Genomic DNA, 22,011 nt, shown 5'->3' with positions numbered 1-22,011 from the left:
ACCTGCACCGTCTGCGCAGCATCGGTCAGGGGCATGTCCTGCCACCCGTCGACCTGCTTCAGACCCTTGAGGAACGCGGTCGTCGAGTACTCGGGGTCGGTGATCTGCTCCGGCGTACCCCAACCACTGGACGGGCGCTGCTGGAACAGGCCCAACGAGTCGTGGTCGTTCATGTCGCCGAGGTGGCCCAGGTTCTCCAGCTTCGACTCCTGCAGGCTCGTCGCGATCGAGATCACCGCGGCCCGCTCCGGCAGACCGGCCTTCTTCGTGGCGGCGATGATCGCCTTGACGTTGGCGGTCTGCTCATCGTTGAGGGAGATGTGGGACTGCTCGCCCTGCGGCTTCGGCGCCGCGGACTGCACCGCAACGGCGGCGGGCTTGGCGTCCACGGGGTTGGCGTGGGCGGCGATCGGGCCGGCGAAGACACCACCGGCGAACGCGAGACCGGCAACAGACAGCATGCTCTTACGGAAGATCGTGTTCATGGGGGTAGCTCCTTCGGGGGTAAGACACCCGCACACCGCTCGGGGGGAACGGCAGTAACGGGTGTGAGCACCTCGTCCGGCGCTGCACGAACAAAAAGGGGGAAAAGTCTGGGGGGTGACGCCCTGCGGGCGTCCGGGGTCGGCGACCTAGCGAGCGGGGGCTCGTGGCACCGGGTCCCTGTGTAACGACCGGGGGGCCGGGGTCATTCCGGGGGCGGCCCACCTGCCGGCACCCTCATCGAGGCGGTGCCCTGCGGTCGTTCGTGGGGATCACAACGACCCGGGGCCCGGGGTCATTCCGGGTTGGCCCATCTGCCGGCACCCTCATCGAGGCGGCGCCTGCGGTCGCTCGTGGGGACGGTAACGACCCGGCGGAGGCTGGCATTCCAACCTGCGCGACCTGCGTCCCAGCCCGGGTGCGGGCCGGGCGGCGGGTGGTGGTGCTGCGATCGTCAGGGTATGTAACGACCCCGCCCCGGCCATGATTCCAGCCCACCGGTGCACCCGGTCACCACCCACAGCACCCAGCAGCACCCACCAGCACCCACGGCGGACAAACCGCCCACACGGCATCCGGCCTGCGGCGTCGAACCGCCCCCCCACCCGGGTGATCGACTCGGGTTCACGGAAGTCGGGGCATCCGGGACGCCCGGACACCCCGACATCAAGAAACCCGAGTCGATCAAGCCGACCGAGCCAGCTCCAACCCCGAATTGGTCGTGGGCCGGTCAGGTGCCGAGGTAGCGCAGGACCGCGAGGATTCGTCGGCTGTAGCCGGTGGTGTGAGCGAGGTCGAGTTTGTCGAAGATGGCGTTGACATGCTTCTCAACCGCGCTCTGCGACACGTGCAACCGTTCGGCGATGGCGAGGTTCGTGTGCCCCTGGGCCATCTCGTGCAGTACGTCCCGTTCCCGGGGTGTGAGCCGACCGAACGGGTCGGGCCGTTCCGAGCCGGCCACCACCTGTCGGACCACCTCCGGGTCGAGGGCGGTGCCTCCGGCGGCCACCCGGTCGAGTGCGTCGAGGAAGTCGTCCACCTGGGCGACCCGGTCCTTGAGCAGGTAGCCGACCCCCTCGGGGCGGTCCGCGAGCAGCCGCCCTGCGTACCGCCGCTCCACGTACTGGGAGAGCACGAGGACTCCGGTGTCGGGCCACCGACGGCGGATCTCCAGTGCTGCCCGCAGCCCGTCATCGGTGTGGGTGGGCGGCATCCGGACATCGGTGACGACCACGTCGGGGCGGGACCGTCCGACCGCCTCGACGAGCTCATCGGCGGTGCCGACCGCCGCGAGCACCTGGTGGTCCTCGTCGGCGAGCAACCGCGTCAGGCCCTCTCGGAGCAGCGTCGAGTCTTCGGCGAGGACTAGTCGCACGGCAACTCGGCCAGCACGGTAGTCGGACCGCCGGCCGGGCTGGTCACCCGCAGCCGGCCGTCCAGTGCGGCGACCCGCCGCGCCAGCCCGGACAACCCGCGCCCGGTCGGTTCCGCACCGCCGACGCCGTCGTCGTGCACGCGCATCCGGATCCACCCATCCCGTACCCCGATATCGACTGTGACCAGGGTAGCGGCGGCGTGTTTCGCGGCGTTGGTGAGCGCCTCGCAGGCCACGAAGTACAGCACCGTCTCGACGTGCCGCTCGGGGCGGACCGGCAGGTCGCAGCGGATCCGCACCGGCACCTCGGCGCCGCGGGCGACGATGGCCAGCACCTCGCCCAGGTCGCTGCCGTCAAGTGCCGACGGGTAGACCCGCCACGCCACCTCGCGCAATTCCTCGATGGCCCGTTGCACGTCCTCGTGTGCCTGGGTGAGCAGCGCGTGCGTGCGGTCGGCGTCGCGGGTGCGCCGGGCCCGGCCGAGCAGCATGCCGAGGGCGACCAGCCGCTGTTGCAGGCCGTCGTGCAGGTCGCGTTCGATGCGCTGCCGTTCGGCGTCGACCGCGGCGATGACCCCGGCTCGACTGGTGGTCAGCTCGTGGACCCGCCGGGTCAGCTCCGCCCGACTTCCCGGGCCGAGCAGGCGTTGAGCCAGTCGGATGTCCAGCGCGGCGATGCTGGCGACGGCCTGGACGTTGAGCAGGAGCAGCACCGCCCCGACGGCGATCTGGGACAGGGCGTCGAGCACTGTCAGTTCTCCGCGCACCGCGGCCCGCAGCACGATCCCAGCCAGCACCACGCCGACGCCGAGCACGGCGTAGGCCAGCAGGCCGAGCGTGCCGGGTAGCAGTCGGGCGGCCAGGTAGCCGACCTGGCGTCGGGTCGGCACCGCGTTCGGCGCGGGCAGATCCGCCGCGGCGAGCAGCCCGGCGAGGCGGCGATGTTCCATCCGCACCAGTCGCCCGCCGTAGCTGCCGGTCAGGGCAGCAACCCGACGGCCGGCCGCGGGCGCGAACACACACACGCTGAAGGCGACGGCCGCGACGACGAGGAAGGCGAACTCGACGGCGGCCGTCGCGATCCCGACGGCGACGCCGACCGGCAGCCGGAGCCGTCCCCACCACCTGCCGGTTCGCCGTTCCTCCACCACCTCGCCCACCTTTCGCACCGAGCCTGTGCTGTGTTGCCCTGCGTCGGGTGACGTTCCCGCCGGCCACCCCGGGTGTCGCATGGAGGGCAGCAGAGCAAAGGAAACCAGAGGGCTGATCAGCGCTCGTCCGAGGCCCACGATCCGCTCCGGTAGAGGGTGCCGCGACCGCCCGGGTCGGGAATGGCGTTCGGTGCGCTCTGCTCGGGTTCGGTCGGCTCGGGGTTCCGCGCGGCGCGACGGGCTTTCCACACGCGGGACCCGACGAACCAGGCGGCCGCCGCCCCGCAGACCACGATCACCACCTTCTGGAGCGTGCCGACGTAGCCCTCGACGAGGTGCCAGTTGTCGCCCAGCAGGTAGCCGGCGAGCACGAAGGTGGTGTTCCAGATCAGGCTGCCCAGCGTGGTGTAGAGCAGGAACGTGCTCACCGGCATCCGCTCCACGCCGGCCGGGATGGAGATCAGGCTCCGGAAGATCGGGATCATCCGGCCGAAGAAGACAGCCTTCACACCGTGTCGCAGGAACCACGCCTCGGTCCGGTCCACGTCGCTGAGCTTCACCAGAGGGAGCCGGGACACGATGGCGCGCATCCGGTCGCGCCCCAGCGCCGCGCCGATCAGGTAGAGCGCGAGCGCGCCCAGCACCGAGCCCAGCGTGGTCCAGAAGATCGCACCGACCAGACTCATCCGTCCCTGCGCGGCGACGAAGCCGGCCAGCGGCAGGATCACCTCGCTGGGGATCGGCGGGAAGAGGTTCTCCAACGCCACCGCCAGGCCGGCGCCCGGCCCGCCGAGCCGTTCCACCAGGTCAGTGACGTAGCCGACGATCCCGTCCTGCGGTGGTTCCGCTGCGGCGGCGGGGGTTCCGGTGGCGAACACGGCGTGGGACGTTCGAATCATGCGCCCACGTTACGAAGTCATCCTGAGAGTCGACCATGAGGCCGACCGCCCGGCCGCGCGGGTCGACCACACTGGTGGGGGTGCGGAAAGCCGCACCCCGCTGCGGCTCGCGGTGGTGCAGCCGCCGTGCGTACCCCTGGATGTCGCGGCGAACGCGCGAGCGCACGCCGGCGCGGTCCGCGCGGCGCGCGCCCGGGTGGTGGTCTTTCCGGAGCTGTCACTTACCGGGTACGAGTTGGACGCGCCGGCCGTGTCGGTCGACGATCCGCGGTTGGCGCCGCTGGTCGAGGCGTGCGCCGAGACGAACGCGTTGGCCCTGGTCGGCGCGCCGATCGCGGGCGACCACATCGCGATGCTGGCGGTGACCGGCGGCGGTGCGACGGTGGCGTACCGGAAGATGTGGCTCGGGGACGCGGAAGCCCGTCGCTTCCGGCCCGGCGACGCGCCGGCAGTGCTCGATGTGGACGGTTGGCGGGTGGGGCTGGCGATCTGCAAGGACACCGGCGTGGCCGCGCACGCGGACCGGACCGCCGCGCTCGGGATCGACGTGTACGCGGCGGGCGTCCTGGAGTCGGCCCGCGACGCCGCCGTGACAGACCAGCGGGCGCACCGGGCCGCCACCGCGCATCGGGTCTGGGTGGCGGTGGCGAGTTTCGCCGGGTCGACCGGCGGTGGCTACACCGAGGCGGCGGGGCGGTCGGGTGTCTGGATGCCGGACGGCGAGGTGTACGCCCGCGCGGGCACCGACCCGGGCGAGTCGGTGAGCGTCAGCATCGGCTGACCGCTCAGTAGATGTCGCATCCAACCCCGAGCGTCGCCGCGCTGCCGTCGTTCCACAGGTGTGCTGTTTGCACGGCGGCGATGACCTTGAAATGCTTCGGGAATGACCTCCTTTCCCCCGACCTTCGCCGATGGTGTCGTCGGCCAGTCAGCCCAAACGCAGTTCGAGGCGTTCATCGACGAGCACCGCAGGGCGCTCAACGGCTACCTGGACGGGCTGACCGAGGAGCAGGCGCGCCGGTCGTTGGTGCCGTCCCGGACGACGCTGCTGGGTCTGGTGAAGCACGCCGCGTTCGTGGAGAAGGTCTGGTTCGACGAGGCCGTCACCTGCCGGCCCCGCTCCGAGATCGGCATTCCCGCGACGCCGGACGAGTCGTTCATCCTCGACGACGACGACACGATCGCCTCGATCCAGCGAGCGCACCGCGAGGCGTGCGAGGTCTCCCGCCGCGCGACCGCGTCGCTGGGCCTGGACGACGTGCTGCGCGGCAACCGGCGCGGCCCGCTGCCGCTGCGCTGGGTCTACCTGCACGTGCTGCGCGAGCTTGCCCAGCACTGCGGGCACGCGGAGATCCTGCGCGAGCAGATCCTGGCCGGCGAATAGCATCGCCGGATGCCAGAGTTGGTCGCGCCCACCGTCCGACTGCATGCCCCCTGGCTGGAGGCGCACGACGAGTGGGGGCCGGGCCTCCACGAGGACGGTTTCGGGCTGCGCCCGACCGACGAGGTGCGCTCGCCCGACGGGTTCGCGGCCTGGGTGACCCGGCTGACCGACCAGTCCGACCCGGAGAATCCGCCGGACGCTGGTCGGGGACGGTGCACGTACCGGTGGATCGTCGAGGACGACCGGGTGCTCGGCGGGATCGCGTTACGCCACGAGCTGGACGACTATTTGCTGCGGGTTGCCGGCCAGATCGGTTACGGCATCCGACCGTCCGCGCGACGTCGGGGGCTGGCGAGCTGGGCGCTCGGCCGGATCCTCGCTGAGGCGCGGGCGCTCGGGTTGAATCGGGTGCTGCTCGTCTGCGGGGCCGGCAACGCCGCCTCGGCGAGGACGATCGAGCGCCAGGGCGGCGTCCTGGAGGAAATTCGGGACACCGAACTCGGCCCGGCCCGCCGGTACTGGGTCACGCTCTAGCCCACCCACCGGTGTCGGCGAAGCGACGCAGCGTCCAGCGGGCCGGCGGCCAGCCGCCCGGGTCGTGGTCGGTGGTCCATTCGGTGATCGAGGCCGGGGGCACGTCCAGGTCGAACGCCCGGAAGACCGGCTGCGCGGCGAGCGCGTGGAAGCCGCCCTCGACGGTCTCGCTGTGGCCGACCAGGATCACAGTGGAATTCCGGTGCCGGTGGGCGATCTCCATGATCGCGCGACTGACGCGGACCACCAGTTCGGCCCAGCTCTCGTTGCCCTCCTCGAACGGTCGGAACACGCCGCCACCGGGCACCGCGTGGTCGGTGCGGAAGAGGGCGGTCGGCAGGCCGTCGGCGTACGGGGGTGTGTGCCAGGTGCAGAGACCACAGTCGGCCACGGGCCGGACGCCCAACGCCGCGCCGATCGGTTGCGCGGTCTCGACGGCTCTGCGCAGCACGGACGAGTAGACCGCCACCGGCCCGTCGGCGGCGACCTCACGGGTGAGCCGGTTGGCCAGGTCGTGGGCCTGCTCGTGGCCGAGGGCGGTGAGGCCCCGACAGCCACGCGGCCCCCCGACGATTCCTTCGAGCTGGTGGACCGACTCGCCGTGTCGCACGAAGATCAGACGTGTCCGCATCGGGACATCATGCCAGCGGCATCGACGGGGGTATCAGTCGTCCGAACGGCCGGTGGAGAAGCTGCTGGCCTGGCTGAGCAGAGCGTCGAGTTTCGCGCCCGTCTGCGCTGGTAGGCGGTCCCGCCGCACCAACTCGGCGATGTGGTCCCGCAGGTCGGCGACGCGCTTGGCGCGGTCCCTGGTGCGGCGGTTGAGGTCGTCGAGGTCGTCACGCAGATCTTCGGCGGTCTTCGGGTCGACGTCGCCGCGGGCGACAGCGGTGGCCAGGACGGCGGCGAACTCGCTGCTCACCTCCCGGAAGCTGACCGGTATCTGCTGCCCGACGGCCGGTGGCGCGGTGCTGGCCGCTGAGGATGGCGAGGGCGGCGCGGCCGGCGTCGGCGAGTGCGTCGTGGGCGCGGGGGCCGGGGCGGAGGTCGACGGCGCGTCGGCGACCTCGGCCGGGTCGGGGGTGCTCGGGTTGCCGAGCGGATCCTCCGCGAGCAGGGCACCGACGCCGATCAGCACGGCGAGCACGGCGGCGACGAGCGCGGCGAGGGGCCGACGCGATCGGCGTCGGGGCGGCGCGGCGGGCGCCGGGACGGGGCGGGCGGCCACCGACCGGTCGATCAGGGTGGGCGGGTGGGCGGCCGGTCGGATGCGCAGCAGCTCGGTGGGCGGCTCGATCGGCTGACCGGCGCCGAACCGGCGGGCCAGGTGCGCGGCGCTCGGCCGGTCGGCCGGGTTGGCGGCCAGGCAGGCGACTGTCAGTTCGGCGATGTCGTCGGGTAGGCCGGGCACCCGCAGCGGCGGCACCCGGGTGCCCCGCCGGTGCACCTCCAGCGCGTCCTCCCAGCTCTGCACGGGCAGTGGCGCCCGCCCGGTGAGGGTGCGGTAGAGCAGCGCGCCGAGGGCGTACACGTCGCTCGCCGGGTCGGGCGGGCCGGCGGTCAGCCGTTCCGGGGCGAAGTAGGCGGGGGTGCCCATCAGCGGTTCGCCGGACTGGCTGTCGAGGCCGCCGAGCGCGGCGATGCCGAAGTCGAGCACCTTGGCGCCGGTGTCGGTGAGCATGACGTTGCCGGGCTTGACGTCGCGGTGCACGACGCCGATGCGGTGCGCGGCGGCCAGCGCTGCGGCGATCTGCCCGGCCACCCGGACCGCCTCCGGCCAGGGCAGCGGCCCGGACCGCATCCGGTCAGCCAGGTTGTGACCGTCGACCAGCTCCATCACCAGGTACGGGACCACGACGCCGCCGGCCAGGGTCGCCTCGGCGTAGTCGTACACCTGGGTCACGTGTGGGTGGGTCAGCCGGGCGGCCGCGCGGGCCTCGCGTTGGATGGTGGCCCGCAGCTGTGGGTCGGTGGCGAACTGCCCGGCGAGCACCTTGATCGCGACCGGCCGCCCGAGCACCTCGTCGTCGCCTCGCCACACCTCGGACATGCCACCGAGACCGATCCGCTCGTGCAGTACGTAGCGGTCGTGGAGGCGGAGAGTGGGCATGAGCGGTGACATGGCTTCACCAGTCTGCCTGGCAACGCCGCGCTCGGCCACTCTGCGTGCCCGGCCCCACACTGTTCGTCCCGTGCGTACCGGAATGGGGCTGGTTCGGGTCAGGAGCAGCGCGGGGCGCCGGGCAGCGGTCGCGGCTGGATGCGGTCGGCGAGCCGCCGCAGGGCGAGGGCGGTGGCCTGCCGGGTCGGGGCGAGCAGGGGCCGACGGGGGTGCTCGACCTGGACCGGAGCGTCCGGTCGGGCCGAGTTGACGTGCCGGTTCATGGCGTCGAGCGCGGTGACGTATCCGGTGGGAAGTTCCATGGTCAACTCCTCGGGACAGGTCCGGTGGAGTTCCGGACGACGAGTGCGGTGGGCAGCAACACGTGACCGGCCGCGGCGTCCGCGGGCGGGTCGAGCAGCAGTTCGGCGGCGATTCGGCCCTTCTCCTCGGCCGGTTGCCGGACGGTGGTGAGGCCGGCCGCGGCGGCCTCGGGAACGTCGTCGAAGCCGGTCACCGAGACGGTGGGACGATCGTGCGCCGGCCGCGCGGCCAGGGCGTCCAGCACACCGAGGGCGAGGACGTCGGAGCCGGCCAGTACGGCGGTCGGCGGTGCGGGTTGATCGAACAGCCCGGCGATGGCCGCGGCTGCCGCTGGGCGGCTGTTGCCGGGGACGTTAACCACTGTCAGCTCTGCCCAGCCGACGCCGACCTCGGCGAAGGCGTCGGCGAACCCGCTGAGCCGACCTCGGGTGGTCGGATGCGGCACCTGGTCGACGCCGGCCAGGGTGAGCGGGCCGGCCGGCGCGTCGGGCAGCACCGAGTCGGCGAGCAACGCCACCCGACGGTGCCCGAGCCCAGCCACATGCGCGGCCGCACTGCGCGCGGCGGCCCGCTCGTCGATGCCGACGAACCGTTCGCCGGCATCGGCGTTGTCCCGGGCGGCCGTGCTGACGAACGGCAGCCCGCGTTCGCGGATCACGTCCAACGCCCATTCCTCGTCGGCGACGCAGTAGACGCAGAAGCCGTCGACAGCGGCGTTCTCCACCGCCCGGCGGGCGTCGGTCACCGCCCGCGCCAGCGGCACCAGCAGCATGCTGGTGCCGTGCCGCTCGGCCGCCGCGCCGACACCGGCGAGGAAGCGGACCGCGAACGGGTCGGTGAAGGCGTACGACAGTTGCGAGGTGAACAGCACCCCGATCGACCCGACGAAGCCCCGGCGCAGGGAGCGCGCGGTGGGGTTGGGCCCGGGGTAGCCGAGTTGCCGGGCGGCGTCCAGGATCCGCTCGCGCAGGGCGGCGGAGAGCTGGTCGGGACGGCTGTAGGCGTTGGACACCGTGCTGCGGGAGACGCCGACGGCGTCGGCCACGGCTTGCAGTGTTGGCTTCACCGGCACCCCTCTGTATCGATCCAGTCTGTATCGATACAGAGATTAGCCCGGCCGGTTGGCGCCGGTCAATACCTGAGCTGAGAGTCCCGCCTGCGGGGGCCCGCGACCGAGGGGGTCAGGCGGGGTAGGTGTCGTCCAGCAGGCGGCCGAGGATCTCCGCCGTACGCTCCGGCGGCTCGGCCTCGACGCAGAGCCGCTCCATGGCCACCGCGTAGTAATCCAGGTCGTCGCGCTTGTCGAGGTAGATGGCGCTGGTGAGCTGTTCGATGTAGACGATGTCCGGGAGCTCCTGGTCGCCGAAGCGCAGGATGGTGAACGCGCCCCCGGCGGCGGCGTGGCCACCGGCCGCGAACGGGATGACCTGGAGCCGGATGTGGGGCGACTTGGTCGCCTCGATGAGCGCGGTGAGCTGGCCGCGCATGACCTCGGCGCCACCGATGGGCCGGCGCAGCGCCGCCTCGTCCACCACTGCCCAGAGCTGCGGGGGGTTCTCCCGCTGGAGCAACTGCTGACGCTGCATCCGCAGTGCGACGCGTCTGTCGATCTCACCCGGATCGGCCGCGCCGTGACCGAGCAGCACGACCGCCCGGGCGTACTCCCGGGTCTGCAGAAGGCCGGGCACGAACTGCACCTCGTAGCTGCGGATCAGCGCGGCGGCGGCTTCCAGGCCGAGGTACGACTGGAACCAGGACGGCAACACGTCGCCGTAGCGATGCCACCAGCCGGGGCTGTTCGCGTCCCGCGCGAGCTTGAGCAGCGCGTCACGCTCCTGCTCCTCGGTGACGCCGTAGAGGGTCAACAGGTCGGCGACGTCGCGCTCCTTGAAGCCGACCCGGCCCAGCTCCATCCGACTGATCTTGGATTCGGAGGAGCGGATCTCCCAGCCGGCGCCCTCCCGGGTCACCCCGCTGGATTCCCGCAGACGGCGCAGTTGGGCGCCGAGCAGCATGCGCAGCACGGTCGGCCCGGTTGTCGGGCCGCCCTCGGCGGGAACCATCGTCACGTGCGGACCTCCGGACACCGACCCACGACGGCCGGGCGCCCCGGCCCGGCCGACGTGTAAGCATGCCATGGACCGACAGTGAGGTGAACTCCTCCGCGCCGGTGAATAAGTCCCGTCACCGGGACGACCCACCCCCGGACGGTCAGTTGATCAGATGGTCGAAATCGCCGTCCCGCGCACCGAGAACGAAGGCGGCGATCTCATCCACCGTGTAGATCAGCGCCGGCCCCTCCGGGTGTCGTGAGTTGCGGACCGCGATGCCCGCTCCCTCGGGCAGCTCGGCCAGTTCGACGCAGTTGCCGCTGGGATTGCTGCGGCGACTCTTCTGCCAGCTCAGCGGAGGCAACTGGTGGATCGGTACGCCATTGGGTGGCTGCTGCATGGGGGCGTCTTTCTGTTACGAGCCCGCCGGTGGCCGTGGGAGGAGCGGTAACGGCGAGGGGGTGCGGTATCGACATTGGACGGTTCTGCACGTGCATCTGCTATTGCATCTGCACCCGACGGCGAGCATGATAACGCACATGATCGGTGCCCATCCGTTCACTTTGTGTTACCGGCAGACGGGCAACGATCAGGCAAAACTGGGCCTGACGCGGCGCGCCGCGTCAACCGAAGGCTGGAGGCGGTCGCGGCGATGGGAGGGTTCGTGCCGGATCCGATGAGTGTCGCCTCCGGCGTCTGCGCGGCCGGCGCGCTGCTCTCCTCCTGGCAACTACGCCGACGGGCGGTGCGCGCCGAGGCCGAGATCGACCACCTCCAGGCCGAGCTGGCCGCCGAACGGCACGCAGCAAGCCACGACCCGCTCACCGGGCTGCCCAATCGACGCGCCTTCTACCGCCTGGCAGCCGCCCTGCTCACCGACGCCGCCGGCCAGCCGCTGATCGCCGTGGTGCTCGACCTGGACGACTTCAAGCAGATCAACGACCGCTACGGGCACGCCGCTGGCGACCAGGTGCTGATCAGTGTTGCCGAACGGCTCGCCGGCTTCGCCGGTGACAATCTCGTCGCACGCCTCGGCGGCGACGAGTTCGCCGGGCTGCTCTCCAGCCCCACTGTCGACCGGCGCTGGATCGAGCACTCCACCCGCCGGCTCAGCGAGACCGTCGCCGCGCCGATCCGGCTGAGCGGTTGCAGCGTCCGGGTCACCGCTTCCGTCGGGCTCGCCCCGGTGACCGGCCCGGCCCAGCTCACCGACGCGCTCAGCCGCGCCGACGCGGCCATGTACCAGGCGAAGAGCCTCGGTGGCGCCCGGTCGCCCCGCCAACTGGTCGACAGCGCGTTCCTCGGGGAACGCTGACCGTTCAGGTGACGGGCGCGCCGAACCACCTGGGCAGCTGACCGAGCAGGTCGGTCTGGTCGTCGCCGACCCACGCCACGTGGCCGTCCGGCCGTAGCAACACGGCGGGCACGTCCAACTCCTCGCTGACATCGATGACGTGGTCGACCCGTTCCGCCCAACCCGCGACCGAGAGCTGGCCGGTCTGGTCGAGCAGCAGCCCGCGCCCGCGGCGCATCAGCTCGTAGAGGCGTCCCCGCTCGAGTCTCACGTCGCGCAGGTGACGCCCGAGCAGGTGGTGACCCGCGCCGAAGTCGTAGCGGACCCCGATCGCGGTGATCTTCTCGATCAGGTACCGGTTGACGTCCTCGAAGTCCAGCAGCTCGGACAACAGCTGGCGCACCGACCGAGGCCCCGGCTCGGGTGAGAGCAGCAGCATCTGCGCCCGGGTGTTGTTCAGCACGTCCGCGGCCACCGGATGCCGTTCGCTGTGGTAGCTGTCCAGCAGCCCGTGCGGCGCCCAGCCGTTGATGTCGGCGGCCAGCTTCCAGCCGAGATTGAACGCGTCCTGGATGCCGAGGTTGAGCCCCTGCCCGCCGGTCGGCGGGTGGATGTGCGCCGCGTCGCCGGCCAGCAGCACCCGGCCCACCCGGTAACGCTCGGCCAGCCGGGTGGCGTCACCGAAGCGGGAGAGCCAACGCGGTGAGTGGACGCCAAAGTCGGTGCCCGCGTACACCCGCAGTTGATGTCTGAAGTCCTCAATGGTCGGTGCGACCGTACGGTCCTCGACCACGCCCTCGGCGGGGACGAGGACGCGGTACACCCCGTCCCCGAGGGGGCCGAGGCCGAACCGGAGATGGGTCTTGCGGACCTCGGTGACCACCTCGGCCACCCTCTCCGGCGGCACGCCCACCTCCATTTCGCCGAGCAGGGTCTCGACGCTGCTGGGCTCGCCGGGAAAGCCGACACCGAGCAGCCCGCGTACGGTGCTGCGGCCACCGTCGCAACCGACGAGGTAGCGGGCACGCAACTGACCGCCATCGGCCAACCGCACGGTCACCCCGTGGTCGTCCTGGCTCAGCCCGACCAGTTCGCTGCCACGCCGGATCTCGACTCCCACCTCGCTGGCGTGCTCGTGCAGGAGACGGTCGGTGATGGTCTGCGGGATGCCGAGGACGTACGCGTGCGCGGTGTCCAGCCCGCCCGGCGACGGCTTGGGGATCGCGGCGAAGAAGCCCCCGACCGGGTACTGCTGTCCGAGCGCGAGGAACCGCTCCAACAGACCTCGCTGGTCCATCACCTCGATGCTGCGTGCGTGCAGGCCGAGCGCGCGAACATAGCTGGTCGGCTCGGTCTCCTTTTCGAGCACGAGCGCGTGCAACCCGTGCAGCCGCAGCTCGCTGCCCAGCATCAAGCCGGTCGGCCCACCGCCAGCAATGATGACATCGATCATGGAATCCCCCGATTTTCCCAGATTTGGGCGTCGGCTGGAGATTCTGCTGCACCCTCCGGGTCTTGCCGCAAGTCCCCCGGTGCGATATATGTTGGAGGTGGCAGGGAGCGTTTCCGCTCTTTGCCTTACTTTTTGCCCGAGGTGGACGACGTGGTCACCGCTCAGTGCTGCCCGTCAAGCTCGCGCAACGCCGCCTCGGCAAGGGTGACCAGACCCACCGGTGACACCAGCCCTCGCACGATCCGCGCCGCCCGGCCCCGGTCGGCCGCCGCGGCGTCGAGGTCCAACGCCTGACGGGTCCAGTCGCTGAGGTCGTCGAGCGCGCGCACCGCGAGGAACCAGGCCAGGCGCAGCGGGTCGACGTCGGCCGTGCCGTACCCGGCGAGCACGGCCTGCTGCTGCTCGGCAGTGATCGGCGCGAAGGCGAGCACCCCGCCGAGGACGAACATGAGGTCGCACTCGGGCGGGGCGAGCACCGCGTCGTCCCAGTCGATCAGCCAGACCTGGCCGTCCGCGCCGAGCAGCAGGTTGCCCAGGTGCGGGTCACCGTGGCAGACGACGTCCGCGCCGGGTCGGTCGCGCGTGTCGCCGGCGCGGCGCTCGACTTCGCCGACCAGGACCCCCAGCCGGTCGGCCACCGCGGACCACACCCCGGCCAACTCAGCGACCAGCGGGTCCACGAGGTTGGCCGGGTCGCGCAACCGCGCGGCCATCGCGCGGGTCGCGGTCACGATCGAGGGGTACGCGGCGCCGCCCGCCGGCAGCAACCGGCTCAGCTCGTCGGTCACCGGCACCGCATGCACGGCGGCCAGCACCTCGCCGTACGCGCGCCAGTGCGCGCCGGTCATCGGGCCGTCAAGCGCCCGCTGGTCGGAGACCCACGGCACCACCGAGAGGCGGCGGCCGTCATTGTCGATCGACAGCCCTCCGTCGTCGGCCCGCAGCGGCGCGACGATGCCCGGCACCGCCTGTTCGGCCAGGTACGCCGTCACCACCAGGCCGGCCGGGGTGCCGCCACCGCTCAGCTTGACCGCGTACCGACCGCCGTCGGCGGCCTGAGCCAGCCACAGCCGGGCATTCTGGTCCGCGCCGGAAGTGACCGGTTCCATCGTGGAAAGCCGCAGCCCGAAGCCCGTCCGCACCTGCTCGGCCACCTGCCGGGCGACGTCGGACACCATCCGGACACCATGCCAGCGCCTCGGCCACCGACCCAGCGATTTTGCTGGCTTCCCACCACACCCGGCCGGGGTGTTCTGCGACGTCCTAGCCGGGTATGGGGGAACCTGTAGCTGAACACCACCGCCGAGAGGAACCGACGTGGCGACCATCCGCGCCCTCGTACTCAACTGCACCCTCAAGCCGTCGCCGACCCCGTCGAGCGCCGAGCAGCTCGGGCGGGAAGTGCTCGCCGAGTTGGCCGGGCAGGGCGTGGAGGGGGAAATGATCCGGGTGGTCGATCACGACGTGCGCTTCGGGGTGTCCACCGACGAGGGCGACGGCGACGGTTGGCCCGCGATCCGCGCCAAGCTGATGGCGGCCCAGGTGCTGATCATCGCCACGCCCATCTGGCTCGGTCAGCCCGCCAGCGTCTGCAAGATGGTCCTCGAACGCCTCGACGCCGAACTCTCCGAGACCGACGCCGAGGGCCGGCTCCTCACCTACGGCAAGGTCGCCGGTGTCGCCGTGGTCGGCAACGAGGATGGCGCCCACCACACCATCGGCGAGGTGCAGCAGGCACTCAACGAGGTCGGGTTCACCATTGCCGCCGCCGCCGCGACCTACTGGGTCGGCGAGGCACTGCACACCGTGGACTACCGCGACGCCGGCCCCAAGCCCGACACCACCGGCCGCACCACGAAGGCACTGGCGCTCAACACCGCACACCTGGCCCGGCTCCTCGCCGACCAGCCGTACCCGCCGCCGGACGAGAAGGGTGCCGCGGTTGGCCCGAGCCGCGATTGAATCTGACCGTCAAGGGCAACACCGTCGGGAGCCCTCTGTGCCGGGGCAGCCCGGCGGCGGTCAGCGCCAGCCGTAGCCGGCGCGCAACGCCTGCCCGACCCGGTCGAACCGAGGCCGATCCAACACGGCACCCTCCCGACGGATGCTGTCCTCACGCATGGTGAGCACCCGGTCCAGCCGGACCCAGCTCGGCCGGTTGTCGCGGTCCCACTCGCCCGGCCCGAGCGCGAACCAGTGCCGCTGCCCGTCCCGCTCGCTCTGGCTGGACAACATCAACCCGAACAGGGTCCGGCTGTGCCGCCCGACGACCAGCACCGGCCGGTCCTTGCCCTGACGGGGGTCGTCCTCGTACGGCACCCAGGTCCAGACGATCTCGCCCGGGTCCGCCTGACCGTCGCGCTCCGGAGCGTAGGTCAGCTCCCGACGCTGCAACGCGCTCACCTGGCGGCGGCGGGCCACCTGCGCGGGCGCCGGCCCGGTACGCCGGGGCGACGGGATCACCGCACCGACCCGAGAGATACGCGCCGCGACATTCCTCAACAGACCAGCCACGGCGGGCAGCCTACCCGCCGCCGATGCGGGCGGTACGACAGACTGGCCCGATGAACGAGCTGCCTCGCGACCTGCCGATCCTTGAGCGACGCGCGGTGCGGGTGGTGGTCACCGACGGCATTGACCGGGTGTTGCTGTTTCACACCCACGACCCGGACCACGCCCGGCTGGGCACCTGGTGGGAGCTGCCGGGCGGCGGCATGGATCCCGGTGAAACCTATCGCGACACGGCGGTGCGGGAGCTGCGGGAGGAGACCGGCATCGTGATCAGCGTCGACCAGGTGGGCGCGCCGGTGTGGCGGCGGCGGGCGAGCTTCCTGCACCGCCAGGTGCGGCACGTCCAGGACGAGGTTGTCGTCGCGGTACGGCTGGCCGGTCCCGGTCCGGACGTGAACGAGGCGCACCGGCTCGACTACGAGCGGGAGGACTACTTCGACTTCCGCTGGTGGCCGCTGCCGGAGGTGGTGGCCAGTCGGGAACGGTTCTATCCCGGGCAGCTCCCCCGGCTGATCAGCCCCTTCCTCGCCGGCACGGAGATCGACGAGCCGTTCGAACTGTGGTCGTGAACCGGGCCGGCGGGCAGAGTGGGGACATGAGGACCGATCTGCACGGGCCGCTCTGCGCGTACGCCGCGCGGCTGCACGCCACAGCCGGCGACCGGCACCACGTCGCCTCCCCGCTCGGTGCCTGGCTGCTGCTCGCGGTCGGTGCCACAGCGGCGGTCGAGCCGGCCGCCACGCAGGGAGCAGCCACGGAGCTGGCGCGGGCCCTGGGCACCGATCTGCCGAGCGCTGCCGAGGTGGCCCGAACGCTGTTGAACGCGCCGCACCCGCTGGTCGGGTCCGCCACCGCGCTCTGGCACCGGTCGGGGCAGGGCGACGGCGGGCCGGCGGCGTGGCGAGCCACGCTGCCCGGCACGACCGAGGTCGGGGTACTGCCCGATCAGGCCGGGTTGGACGCCTGGGCCCGCGAGCACACCCTCGGCCTGATCGAGACGTTCCCCCTGCGGGTCGGGCCGGACGTGGTGCTGGCCCTGGCCAGCGCGTTGGCCACCCGGGTGTCCTGGGCGACCCCGTTCGACGTCGCCGACGCACGCGCGCTCGGCGCTGGCAGCCCGTGGGCCGGCCAACTCCGGCGGGCGCTGCGCAGCCCGAGCCAGGGCCACCGGTGCGCGATCGTGTCCACCGAGGGTGCCGGTGACGTGATCGTGCACACCGCACCGGCCCAAACGACCGACGGCGCGGGGCTGGTGGTCCTCTCGGTGGCAGCCGCACCGCAGGTGCCACCGGCCGAGGTGCTGGCCGTTGCGTACGACCTCAGCGCCGGCGCGGCCGACGGCGCGCAACCGGCGGGCAGCCGCTCACTGTTCGACCTGCCCCTCGGCGAGGCTCCGCTGTGGACGCTCACCGAGGAGCGGGTACGCACAACGGCCCGCGACGGCCGCGAAGAGCGGCACAGCGCCGTCCTCCCCTGCTGGTCGGCCCGGAGCGAACACGACCTGACCGCCCCGGCGCTCGGCTTCCCGGCGGTGGCGGCCACGCTGGGGACGGCGCTGGCGCTACCGGTGGAGCACTTCGAGGCACGGCAGACGGCGGTGGCCCGCTTCGACAGGTACGGCTTCGAGGCGGCGGCGGTGACCGGCATGTTCGGGCTGACCAGCCTGCCACCGGAGGGCGTGGCCCGCACCGCTGAACTGCGCTTCGGTCACCCGTACGCGGTGGTGGCGGTCGCCACCGACACCCGGGCCGACGGCGGCACCGGCCCCTGGCACGGGGTGCCGGTCTTCTCCGCCTGGGTCGCCGAGCCCGAGGAGCTGACCGAGTCACCCGTCTGATCAGCCACCCGAGCACGCAGTGGGCGGGTGACGTCGGCTCGGCGGTGACGGATCAGGATCCACCGAGCACCCGCAGCACGCCGCGCCTGGCCAGTCTGGACAATTCCGACACGAGGTCGGTCGCTGGCCCGATTGATCGACTCGGGTTCACGGAAATCGGGGTATCCCGGGCGCCGGGACACCCCAACTTCAAGAAACGCGAGTGGATCTAGCCGGGCCGGGCCGGGCCTGGTCATGGTCGGGCCGAGTCATGGTCGCGCCAGGGCCGGGCCGGCGCTGGTCATGGTCGGGCCGGGTCGGGTCAGGTCAGGGCCTGCCGTTGCGCGGCAGGCGCGCCACCATCTCCCGGAACTCCCGTACTGTCATCGCCGCCCGCAAGGTGGCGAAGACGGCGCCGGTTCCGGCCCGGGCGGTGGCGGGGTCCACCCCGGCACGCTGCTCCACCCGGCGCAGGAACTCCGTCGGGCCGGCCGCCACCGGGGTCGCGCCAGCCCCGCCAACCTCCAGGCCCACCCCGGTGGTCAACCCGTCGGCGCCACCATCCGGGCCGAGAGCCCCGGCCGCATCCGGGCCGAGAGCCCCGGCCGCATCCTCGCCGAGAGCCCCGGCCGGGTCCGGACCGGAGGCCCCGGCCGGGTCCGGGGTCGGGCCGGTCAGGTAGCCGTCGACCTCGTTCGGCAGGTGCCCGACCAGGTCGTCGGGCGGGCCGCCGGTCACCCGCTCGGCCAACGTCTGCAGCACGACGCGGGCCAGCACGGCGGCCTGCTCTGCCGGCAGCCCGGACCGTTGGGAAACCGCGTCGATGAAGTACGGGAACGCGTCGCCGTCGGTCACGCTCGGGCGGTTACCCCTGGCCGGCCGCGACAAACTGCCGCTAGGCCAGCAGACCCTCGGCCAGCAGGTGGTCGAAGATGATCTGGTCGACGGGCGAGGTGCGGTGCCGGTCCGCGTACCCGAGCCAGGCCATCTCGGCGATCTCACTGGCCGGCCGCAGCTGTCCCCGATAGCCGGCCCGGTAGCAGGTCATCCGCACGGTGATGCCGGTCGCGTGCCCGTGCGCCTGAGCGGTGAAGGTGCCCAGGTGCACGGCGCCGGGCACGTCGACCTCGACGCTCAACTCCTCGCCGATCTCCCGGCGCAGGGTCTCCAGGTCGGTCTCGCCGGGCTCGCGCTTCCCACCCGGCAGGTACCAGACGTCCTTGCCCGCCGACCGGGTGCTCAGCACCCGATCGTCCTCGATGAGGATCCAGGCCACCTTGTCGATCTCGCGCACGATGTTCCCTCCGGCCGCCGGACCGGGGACGCTACCAGCCGGCACCGCGCTCAGTCGGCCAGCAGGTCGAGCAGCAGCGCGGCCGTCCAGCTGAACGCCGGTGAGCCGAGCCCGGCACCGGTGTCCGGGTGGAAGTACTCGTGGCAGCCGGCCCCGGCGACCAGACCGATCATCGAGCGGCGCAGCCCTGCGGCCAGCTCCGGGCGCCCGTGCGTGAGCAGCCCACGCCGGACCAGCCAGCCGATGTTCAGCCAGCTCGGCCCCCGCCAGTAGCGCAACGGCTCGAAGTCGGGTGCGGTGCGGTCGTAGGTGGGAAGCGGGCGGTCCATCCGCTGGGCCACCCCGAAACGCGCCGAGCGGGCCTCGACGACGAGCGCGTCGGCCTTCCGGGTCGGCAGGTCGGGCAGGATCAGCGGGGTCAGCCCGAGCACGGTACGGGCGTTCACCAGCCGGTCGGTGCGCAGGTCACGGGGTTGGAACGTGCCGGTGTCCGGGTCGTACAGCCGGCTCACGAGAGCTTCGGTGATCCGGGCCGCGCGGGCCCGGTGCGGCCCGGGGTCGTCACCGACGAGCGCGGCGATCTCGGCGAGGGCGTGCTCGGCGGCCCCGAACGCCGCGTTGAACAGCGGGCACTCCACCAGGAACGGATGACCGGTGGCAAGGTCGTGGTCGGAGTAGCCGTGGTCGCGGTAGGCGGCGACGATCGCCAGGTAGCGCGCGTAGTCCAGGTCCGTGGGGCGGTGCGCGGCGTCGGCGTGCCTGGTGTCGTGCCGACCGTACGCGGACATGACGGCCGCCTCGGCCGGTACCGCGGCCATCGGCTCGTCCCACGCCGGGCTGTTGTCCAACCCGGACTCCCACGGGTGCACGATGCAGACCAGCCCGTCACCGGCCACGTCCCGCCGGTCGGACAGGTAGCGCTGCTGGGCGACCAACGCGGGATAGAGCCGGCGCAGCGCGGCCAGACCTGTGGGGTCGGGCGCCCGCCGGTACGCCAGCAACGCGGCGAGGGCGTGCACCGGCGGCTGGACCATTCCGGAGGTGGCCACGTCCGGTGTTCCCGGCACGTCGGCCGAGCGCCACATCTCCGGCCCCGGGAAGTACGCGCCGACCCGCAACGCGGGGTTGAACACGATGTGCGGCACCCGTCCGTCGGCCCACTGCGCCCGGAACAGGCTCGCCAGCTCCCGCCAGGCGCGGTCGGGGCGAACCTGGGCCAACCCGATCGCGATGAAGGCCGAGTCCCAGCTCCACTGGTGCGGGTAGAGCGTGCGCGAGGGCACTGTGTGGTCGTGCTCCCAGTTGGCGTCGAGCGTGTCGACCGCGAGTCGACGCAGCCCGGTCGCGCCGGCCGGGCCACCCGTGCCGGCGGCCTCGGCGCGCGTCGCCCCGGCGTCAGCGATCCCGTCGACACCGGCGGTCGCGTGGACGCTTGTCGGCCCGGCGTCGGCGGTCACGCGGCGGCCCGCCGGGGCAGCGCGTGTCGCAGCACGGTGGCCGCCTGTTGCAGGGCCCGGACCGGGTCGCCGCGGAGCCGGCACTCCAGGGCCAGCCAACCCCGGTAGTCCAGCTCCAGCAGGGTACGCACCAACGCCGGCCAGTCCAGGTGCCCGGCGCCGGGCTGGTACCGGTTGGAGTCGCTGACCTGCACGTGCCCGAGGTACGGCGCGGCGGCGCGCAGCGCGCGGTGCACGTCGTCCTCCTCGATGTTCATGTGGAAGGTGTCGGCGACGACCCGGACCGACGGCAGCGCGAGCGCGGCGCAGAGCGCCACCGCCTCGTCGAGACGGTTGACCATGTGGTCCTCGTAGCGGTTCAAGGGTTCCAGGAAGAGGGTGACCCCCTCGGCCCGGGCGTGCTCGCCAAGCTCGCCGAGGGCGTCGAGGAGCACCTGCCGATCGCCGTCCGGGGTGCGGGGCGGCTCGAACGGCGGCAGTCGCCGGGAGAACATCCCCCAGGCGGCCGGGGTCATCACCCCGACGCCGCCCAGCTCGGCGATCACCGTGAGCTGGGAGCGCAGGTTGCGGACGGCGTCGGCGGAGCGGGCGGGGTCGAAGTCCCCGATGAAGTGGTCCATCTCGACGCAGACGGTGGGCATCACCACCCCGGCCGCGCGGGCCCGACGCAACTCGGGCAGCCGGCGGGCGAACGCGAGGTCACCACGGCCGCGTAGCTCGATGCCCTGGTAGCCGAGGGCGGCCGCGAGGGCGTACTTCTGGATCAGGTTGGTGCCCGGCAGGAGTTGTTCCTGGCAGGCCAGCGCGATGGTGGTCATTTAGAACCTCAGCACGACTTGGAGGACGTCACCGGCGCCGCGGTCGAGCAGCGCGAGGGCGTCGGCGACCGCGCTGGCGTCGACGATGTGGCTGACCAGCGGCAGCGGGTCGACGCTGCGGTCGGCCACCAGGTCCATGAAGGTCTGCGCGACCCGGTCTCCGGTCCACCGGCCGGCCATGCTCGGCGCGGGGGTGGGCCCGGAGACCTGGGCGGCCACCAACTGGATGCGGTTGTGGTGGAACTCCTCGCCGAGGCCGAGCGCGTCGGCCTGGCCCTGGTAGAAGCCGGCGGCCACGACCCGGCCGGCGTGGGTGGTCGAGCGGATCGCCTCGTGCAACGCCGGGTACGCGCCGGACAACTCCAGGCAGACGTCGGCCCCCCGCCCGTCGGTGGCCTGGCGCAGCACGGCGGCGGCGGACGTGACGGTGGCGTCCACAGTGGATCGCGCGCCGTATCGGGCGGCGTACTCGAGCCGGTCGGGCACCGGGTCGACGGCCACCACCCGGGCTCCGGAGAGCACGGCGAGCCGGGTGGCGAGCAACCCGATGACGCCCTGCCCGAAGACGCCGACCCAGTCGCCGAGGTGCAGGTCGCCGGCGAGCACCGCGGTGAGCGCGATGGCGCCGGGGCGGGCGAAGACCGCGGCGAGCGGATCCAGCCCGGGAGGGAGCGCACGGACCACGTCGGCGGCGAGGACGGCCTCGGCCCGGTGCCCCCAGATGCCCCAGACGAGCTGCCCCGGATGCCGGTCGGTGACCTCCGGCGCGACCTCGACGACCTCGCCGACCTCTTCGTAGCCGAAGCCGATCAACGGGTAGGGCACCGGGGTCTGTCGGGGGACGAACATCCGGGCGGCGTCGTCCCAGTCTTTGCTGAGCCGGGGGTTGCTGCCCCGGTAGAGGGTCAGCTCGGTGCCGGCGGAGATGCCCGAGTAGCAGGTGCGGACTCGGACCTGGCCGGGGCCGAGCGGATCCGGCGGGCAGGGCTCGAGGCTGATGCGTCGAGGCCCGGCGAGAGATACCACCCAGTTGCCCATGTGTCACATCCCGGTAGCACTGGGTTCC

The 22,011-nt window shown here is 72.4% G+C and carries 25 protein-coding genes; 7 read left to right on the top strand and 18 right to left on the bottom strand.

Features of this window, described 5'->3' with window-relative positions; genetic code table 11:
* From ABZU74_RS24565 to ABZU74_RS24550, 4 genes are all read right to left on the bottom strand, one after another.
* On the bottom strand, positions 1–485 hold a 485-nt coding region (locus tag ABZU74_RS24565), incomplete at its 3' end, for a hypothetical protein (RefSeq protein ID WP_355428141.1).
* 728 nt (positions 486–1,213) lie between these two features.
* Positions 1,214–1,858: a response regulator transcription factor gene (locus ABZU74_RS24560; protein ID WP_355428138.1), complete on the bottom strand. Its 645-nt coding sequence runs from the start codon at positions 1,856–1,858 to the stop codon at positions 1,214–1,216.
* Entirely contained in the window at positions 1,849–3,006 is a 1,158-nt protein-coding gene (locus ABZU74_RS24555) for a histidine kinase (protein WP_355428135.1), read from the bottom strand. Before ABZU74_RS24555 ends, ABZU74_RS24560 begins: the two co-directional genes overlap by 10 nt.
* 119 nt (positions 3,007–3,125) lie before the next feature.
* Positions 3,126–3,908, bottom strand: a complete 783-nt coding sequence (locus ABZU74_RS24550) for a DedA family protein (RefSeq protein WP_355428132.1) — start codon at positions 3,906–3,908, stop codon at positions 3,126–3,128.
* Between ABZU74_RS24550 and ABZU74_RS24545 the strand changes: the two genes are divergently transcribed.
* From ABZU74_RS24545 to ABZU74_RS24535, 3 genes are all read left to right on the top strand, one after another.
* Positions 3,907–4,689, top strand: coding sequence for a carbon-nitrogen hydrolase family protein (locus ABZU74_RS24545; RefSeq protein ID WP_355428129.1), 783 nt, complete (start codon positions 3,907–3,909; stop codon positions 4,687–4,689). The genes ABZU74_RS24550 and ABZU74_RS24545 overlap by 2 nt on opposite strands.
* Positions 4,690–4,791: 102 nt before the next feature.
* The gene (locus ABZU74_RS24540; protein ID WP_355428126.1) at positions 4,792–5,292 is read left to right on the top strand and encodes a DinB family protein; all 501 of its coding nucleotides are present in this window, start codon (positions 4,792–4,794) and stop codon (positions 5,290–5,292) included.
* 9 nt (positions 5,293–5,301) lie between these two features.
* Positions 5,302–5,826 carry a GNAT family N-acetyltransferase gene (locus ABZU74_RS24535; protein WP_355428123.1) on the top strand — a complete coding sequence of 175 codons (525 nt, stop codon included), beginning with the start codon at positions 5,302–5,304 and terminating at the stop codon, positions 5,824–5,826.
* On the opposite strand, the gene ABZU74_RS24530 is transcribed toward ABZU74_RS24535, so the two are convergent.
* From ABZU74_RS24530 to ABZU74_RS24505, 6 genes are all read right to left on the bottom strand, one after another.
* Entirely contained in the window at positions 5,816–6,457 is a 642-nt protein-coding gene (locus ABZU74_RS24530; protein ID WP_355428120.1) for a histidine phosphatase family protein, read from the bottom strand. The two genes, ABZU74_RS24535 and ABZU74_RS24530, sit on opposite strands and share 11 nt — an antisense overlap.
* 33 nt (positions 6,458–6,490) lie before the next feature.
* Positions 6,491–7,948, bottom strand: a complete 1,458-nt coding sequence (locus ABZU74_RS24525; RefSeq protein WP_355428117.1) for a serine/threonine-protein kinase — start codon at positions 7,946–7,948, stop codon at positions 6,491–6,493.
* Positions 7,949–8,046: 98 nt separating this feature from the next.
* On the bottom strand, positions 8,047–8,250 hold the full coding sequence (locus ABZU74_RS24520) for a hypothetical protein (protein ID WP_355428114.1): 204 nt from the start codon (positions 8,248–8,250) through the stop codon (positions 8,047–8,049).
* A gap of 2 nt (positions 8,251–8,252) precedes the next feature.
* A complete protein-coding gene (locus ABZU74_RS24515) occupies positions 8,253–9,317 on the bottom strand; it encodes a LacI family DNA-binding transcriptional regulator (RefSeq protein ID WP_355428111.1) in 1,065 nt (354 codons plus the stop codon).
* Between the two features lie 115 nt (positions 9,318–9,432).
* A complete protein-coding gene (locus ABZU74_RS24510; RefSeq protein ID WP_355428108.1) occupies positions 9,433–10,320 on the bottom strand; it encodes a helix-turn-helix transcriptional regulator in 888 nt (295 codons plus the stop codon).
* 142 nt (positions 10,321–10,462) lie between these two features.
* Positions 10,463–10,702: a DUF397 domain-containing protein gene (locus ABZU74_RS24505; protein ID WP_091406718.1), complete on the bottom strand. Its 240-nt coding sequence runs from the start codon at positions 10,700–10,702 to the stop codon at positions 10,463–10,465.
* Positions 10,703–10,966: 264 nt separating this feature from the next.
* Between ABZU74_RS24505 and ABZU74_RS24500 the strand changes: the two genes are divergently transcribed.
* Positions 10,967–11,617: a GGDEF domain-containing protein gene (locus ABZU74_RS24500; protein WP_355428105.1), complete on the top strand. Its 651-nt coding sequence runs from the start codon at positions 10,967–10,969 to the stop codon at positions 11,615–11,617.
* A 4-nt stretch (positions 11,618–11,621) separates the two neighbouring features.
* Here the strand turns inward: ABZU74_RS24500 and rox are convergent, their stop codons facing one another.
* Together rox and ABZU74_RS24490 are read right to left on the bottom strand one after the other, a co-directional pair.
* Positions 11,622–13,049: a rifampin monooxygenase gene (gene rox / locus ABZU74_RS24495; protein ID WP_355428102.1), complete on the bottom strand. Its 1,428-nt coding sequence runs from the start codon at positions 13,047–13,049 to the stop codon at positions 11,622–11,624.
* Between the two features lie 161 nt (positions 13,050–13,210).
* Entirely contained in the window at positions 13,211–14,227 is a 1,017-nt protein-coding gene (locus ABZU74_RS24490; RefSeq protein ID WP_355428099.1) for an aminoglycoside phosphotransferase family protein, read from the bottom strand.
* A gap of 139 nt (positions 14,228–14,366) precedes the next feature.
* On the opposite strand from ABZU74_RS24490, the gene ABZU74_RS24485 reads away from it, so the two are divergent.
* Positions 14,367–15,011 carry an NAD(P)H-dependent oxidoreductase gene (locus ABZU74_RS24485; RefSeq protein ID WP_355428096.1) on the top strand — a complete coding sequence of 215 codons (645 nt, stop codon included), beginning with the start codon at positions 14,367–14,369 and terminating at the stop codon, positions 15,009–15,011.
* Positions 15,012–15,071: 60 nt separating this feature from the next.
* On the opposite strand, the gene ABZU74_RS24480 is transcribed toward ABZU74_RS24485, so the two are convergent.
* Entirely contained in the window at positions 15,072–15,563 is a 492-nt protein-coding gene (locus ABZU74_RS24480) for a type II toxin-antitoxin system PemK/MazF family toxin (protein ID WP_030336385.1), read from the bottom strand.
* A 50-nt stretch (positions 15,564–15,613) separates the two neighbouring features.
* Here ABZU74_RS24480 and ABZU74_RS24475 point away from each other — a divergent pair, with 50 nt between their 5' ends.
* Together ABZU74_RS24475 and ABZU74_RS24470 are read left to right on the top strand one after the other, a co-directional pair.
* Positions 15,614–16,129, top strand: coding sequence for an NUDIX domain-containing protein (locus ABZU74_RS24475; protein ID WP_355428093.1), 516 nt, complete (start codon positions 15,614–15,616; stop codon positions 16,127–16,129).
* A 26-nt stretch (positions 16,130–16,155) separates the two neighbouring features.
* Positions 16,156–17,397, top strand: coding sequence for a hypothetical protein (locus tag ABZU74_RS24470; RefSeq protein WP_355428090.1), 1,242 nt, complete (start codon positions 16,156–16,158; stop codon positions 17,395–17,397).
* Between the two features lie 306 nt (positions 17,398–17,703).
* On the opposite strand, the gene ABZU74_RS24465 is transcribed toward ABZU74_RS24470, so the two are convergent.
* The 5 genes from ABZU74_RS24465 to ABZU74_RS24445 form a co-directional block, all read right to left on the bottom strand.
* Positions 17,704–18,231: a DUF2267 domain-containing protein gene (locus ABZU74_RS24465; RefSeq protein ID WP_355428087.1), complete on the bottom strand. Its 528-nt coding sequence runs from the start codon at positions 18,229–18,231 to the stop codon at positions 17,704–17,706.
* 40 nt (positions 18,232–18,271) lie between these two features.
* On the bottom strand, positions 18,272–18,670 hold the full coding sequence (locus tag ABZU74_RS24460) for an NUDIX domain-containing protein (RefSeq protein WP_355428084.1): 399 nt from the start codon (positions 18,668–18,670) through the stop codon (positions 18,272–18,274).
* 50 nt (positions 18,671–18,720) lie between these two features.
* Positions 18,721–20,007 (bottom strand): hypothetical protein, encoded by a 1,287-nt coding sequence (locus ABZU74_RS24455; protein WP_355428153.1) that lies wholly within the window; start codon positions 20,005–20,007, stop codon positions 18,721–18,723.
* Between the two features lie 116 nt (positions 20,008–20,123).
* Positions 20,124–20,945, bottom strand: coding sequence for a sugar phosphate isomerase/epimerase family protein (locus ABZU74_RS24450; protein WP_355428081.1), 822 nt, complete (start codon positions 20,943–20,945; stop codon positions 20,124–20,126).
* Complete coding sequence (locus tag ABZU74_RS24445; RefSeq protein ID WP_355428078.1) at positions 20,946–21,983, bottom strand: zinc-binding alcohol dehydrogenase; 1,038 nt, start codon at positions 21,981–21,983, stop codon at positions 20,946–20,948.
* Between the last annotated feature and the right edge of the window lie 28 nt (positions 21,984–22,011).

Origin of the sequence: Micromonospora sp. NPDC005171, from assembly GCF_040608575.1 — a bacterium.
In the GTDB taxonomy this organism is placed as follows: domain Bacteria; phylum Actinomycetota; class Actinomycetes; order Mycobacteriales; family Micromonosporaceae; genus Micromonospora.
This window is presented reverse-complemented; position numbering and strand designations above follow the sequence as displayed.

Coding starts and splice junctions, on each gene's coding strand:
- ABZU74_RS24505 (WP_091406718.1), bottom strand. CDS start 10,702: ATGCAGCAGCCACCCAATGGCGTACCGATCCACCAGTTGCCTCCGCTG.
- ABZU74_RS24550 (WP_355428132.1), bottom strand. CDS start 3,908: ATGATTCGAACGTCCCACGCCGTGTTCGCCACCGGAACCCCCGCCGCC.
- rox (WP_355428102.1), bottom strand. CDS start 13,049: ATGATCGATGTCATCATTGCTGGCGGTGGGCCGACCGGCTTGATGCTG.
- ABZU74_RS24475 (WP_355428093.1), top strand. CDS start 15,614: ATGAACGAGCTGCCTCGCGACCTGCCGATCCTTGAGCGACGCGCGGTG.
- ABZU74_RS24525 (WP_355428117.1), bottom strand. CDS start 7,948: ATGTCACCGCTCATGCCCACTCTCCGCCTCCACGACCGCTACGTACTG.
- ABZU74_RS24490 (WP_355428099.1), bottom strand. CDS start 14,227: ATGGTGTCCGACGTCGCCCGGCAGGTGGCCGAGCAGGTGCGGACGGGC.
- ABZU74_RS24470 (WP_355428090.1), top strand. CDS start 16,156: ATGAGGACCGATCTGCACGGGCCGCTCTGCGCGTACGCCGCGCGGCTG.
- ABZU74_RS24535 (WP_355428123.1), top strand. CDS start 5,302: ATGCCAGAGTTGGTCGCGCCCACCGTCCGACTGCATGCCCCCTGGCTG.
- ABZU74_RS24450 (WP_355428081.1), bottom strand. CDS start 20,945: ATGACCACCATCGCGCTGGCCTGCCAGGAACAACTCCTGCCGGGCACC.
- ABZU74_RS24445 (WP_355428078.1), bottom strand. CDS start 21,983: ATGGGCAACTGGGTGGTATCTCTCGCCGGGCCTCGACGCATCAGCCTC.
- ABZU74_RS24545 (WP_355428129.1), top strand. CDS start 3,907: ATGCGCCCACGTTACGAAGTCATCCTGAGAGTCGACCATGAGGCCGAC.
- ABZU74_RS24520 (WP_355428114.1), bottom strand. CDS start 8,250: ATGGAACTTCCCACCGGATACGTCACCGCGCTCGACGCCATGAACCGG.
- ABZU74_RS24540 (WP_355428126.1), top strand. CDS start 4,792: ATGACCTCCTTTCCCCCGACCTTCGCCGATGGTGTCGTCGGCCAGTCA.
- ABZU74_RS24530 (WP_355428120.1), bottom strand. CDS start 6,457: ATGCGGACACGTCTGATCTTCGTGCGACACGGCGAGTCGGTCCACCAG.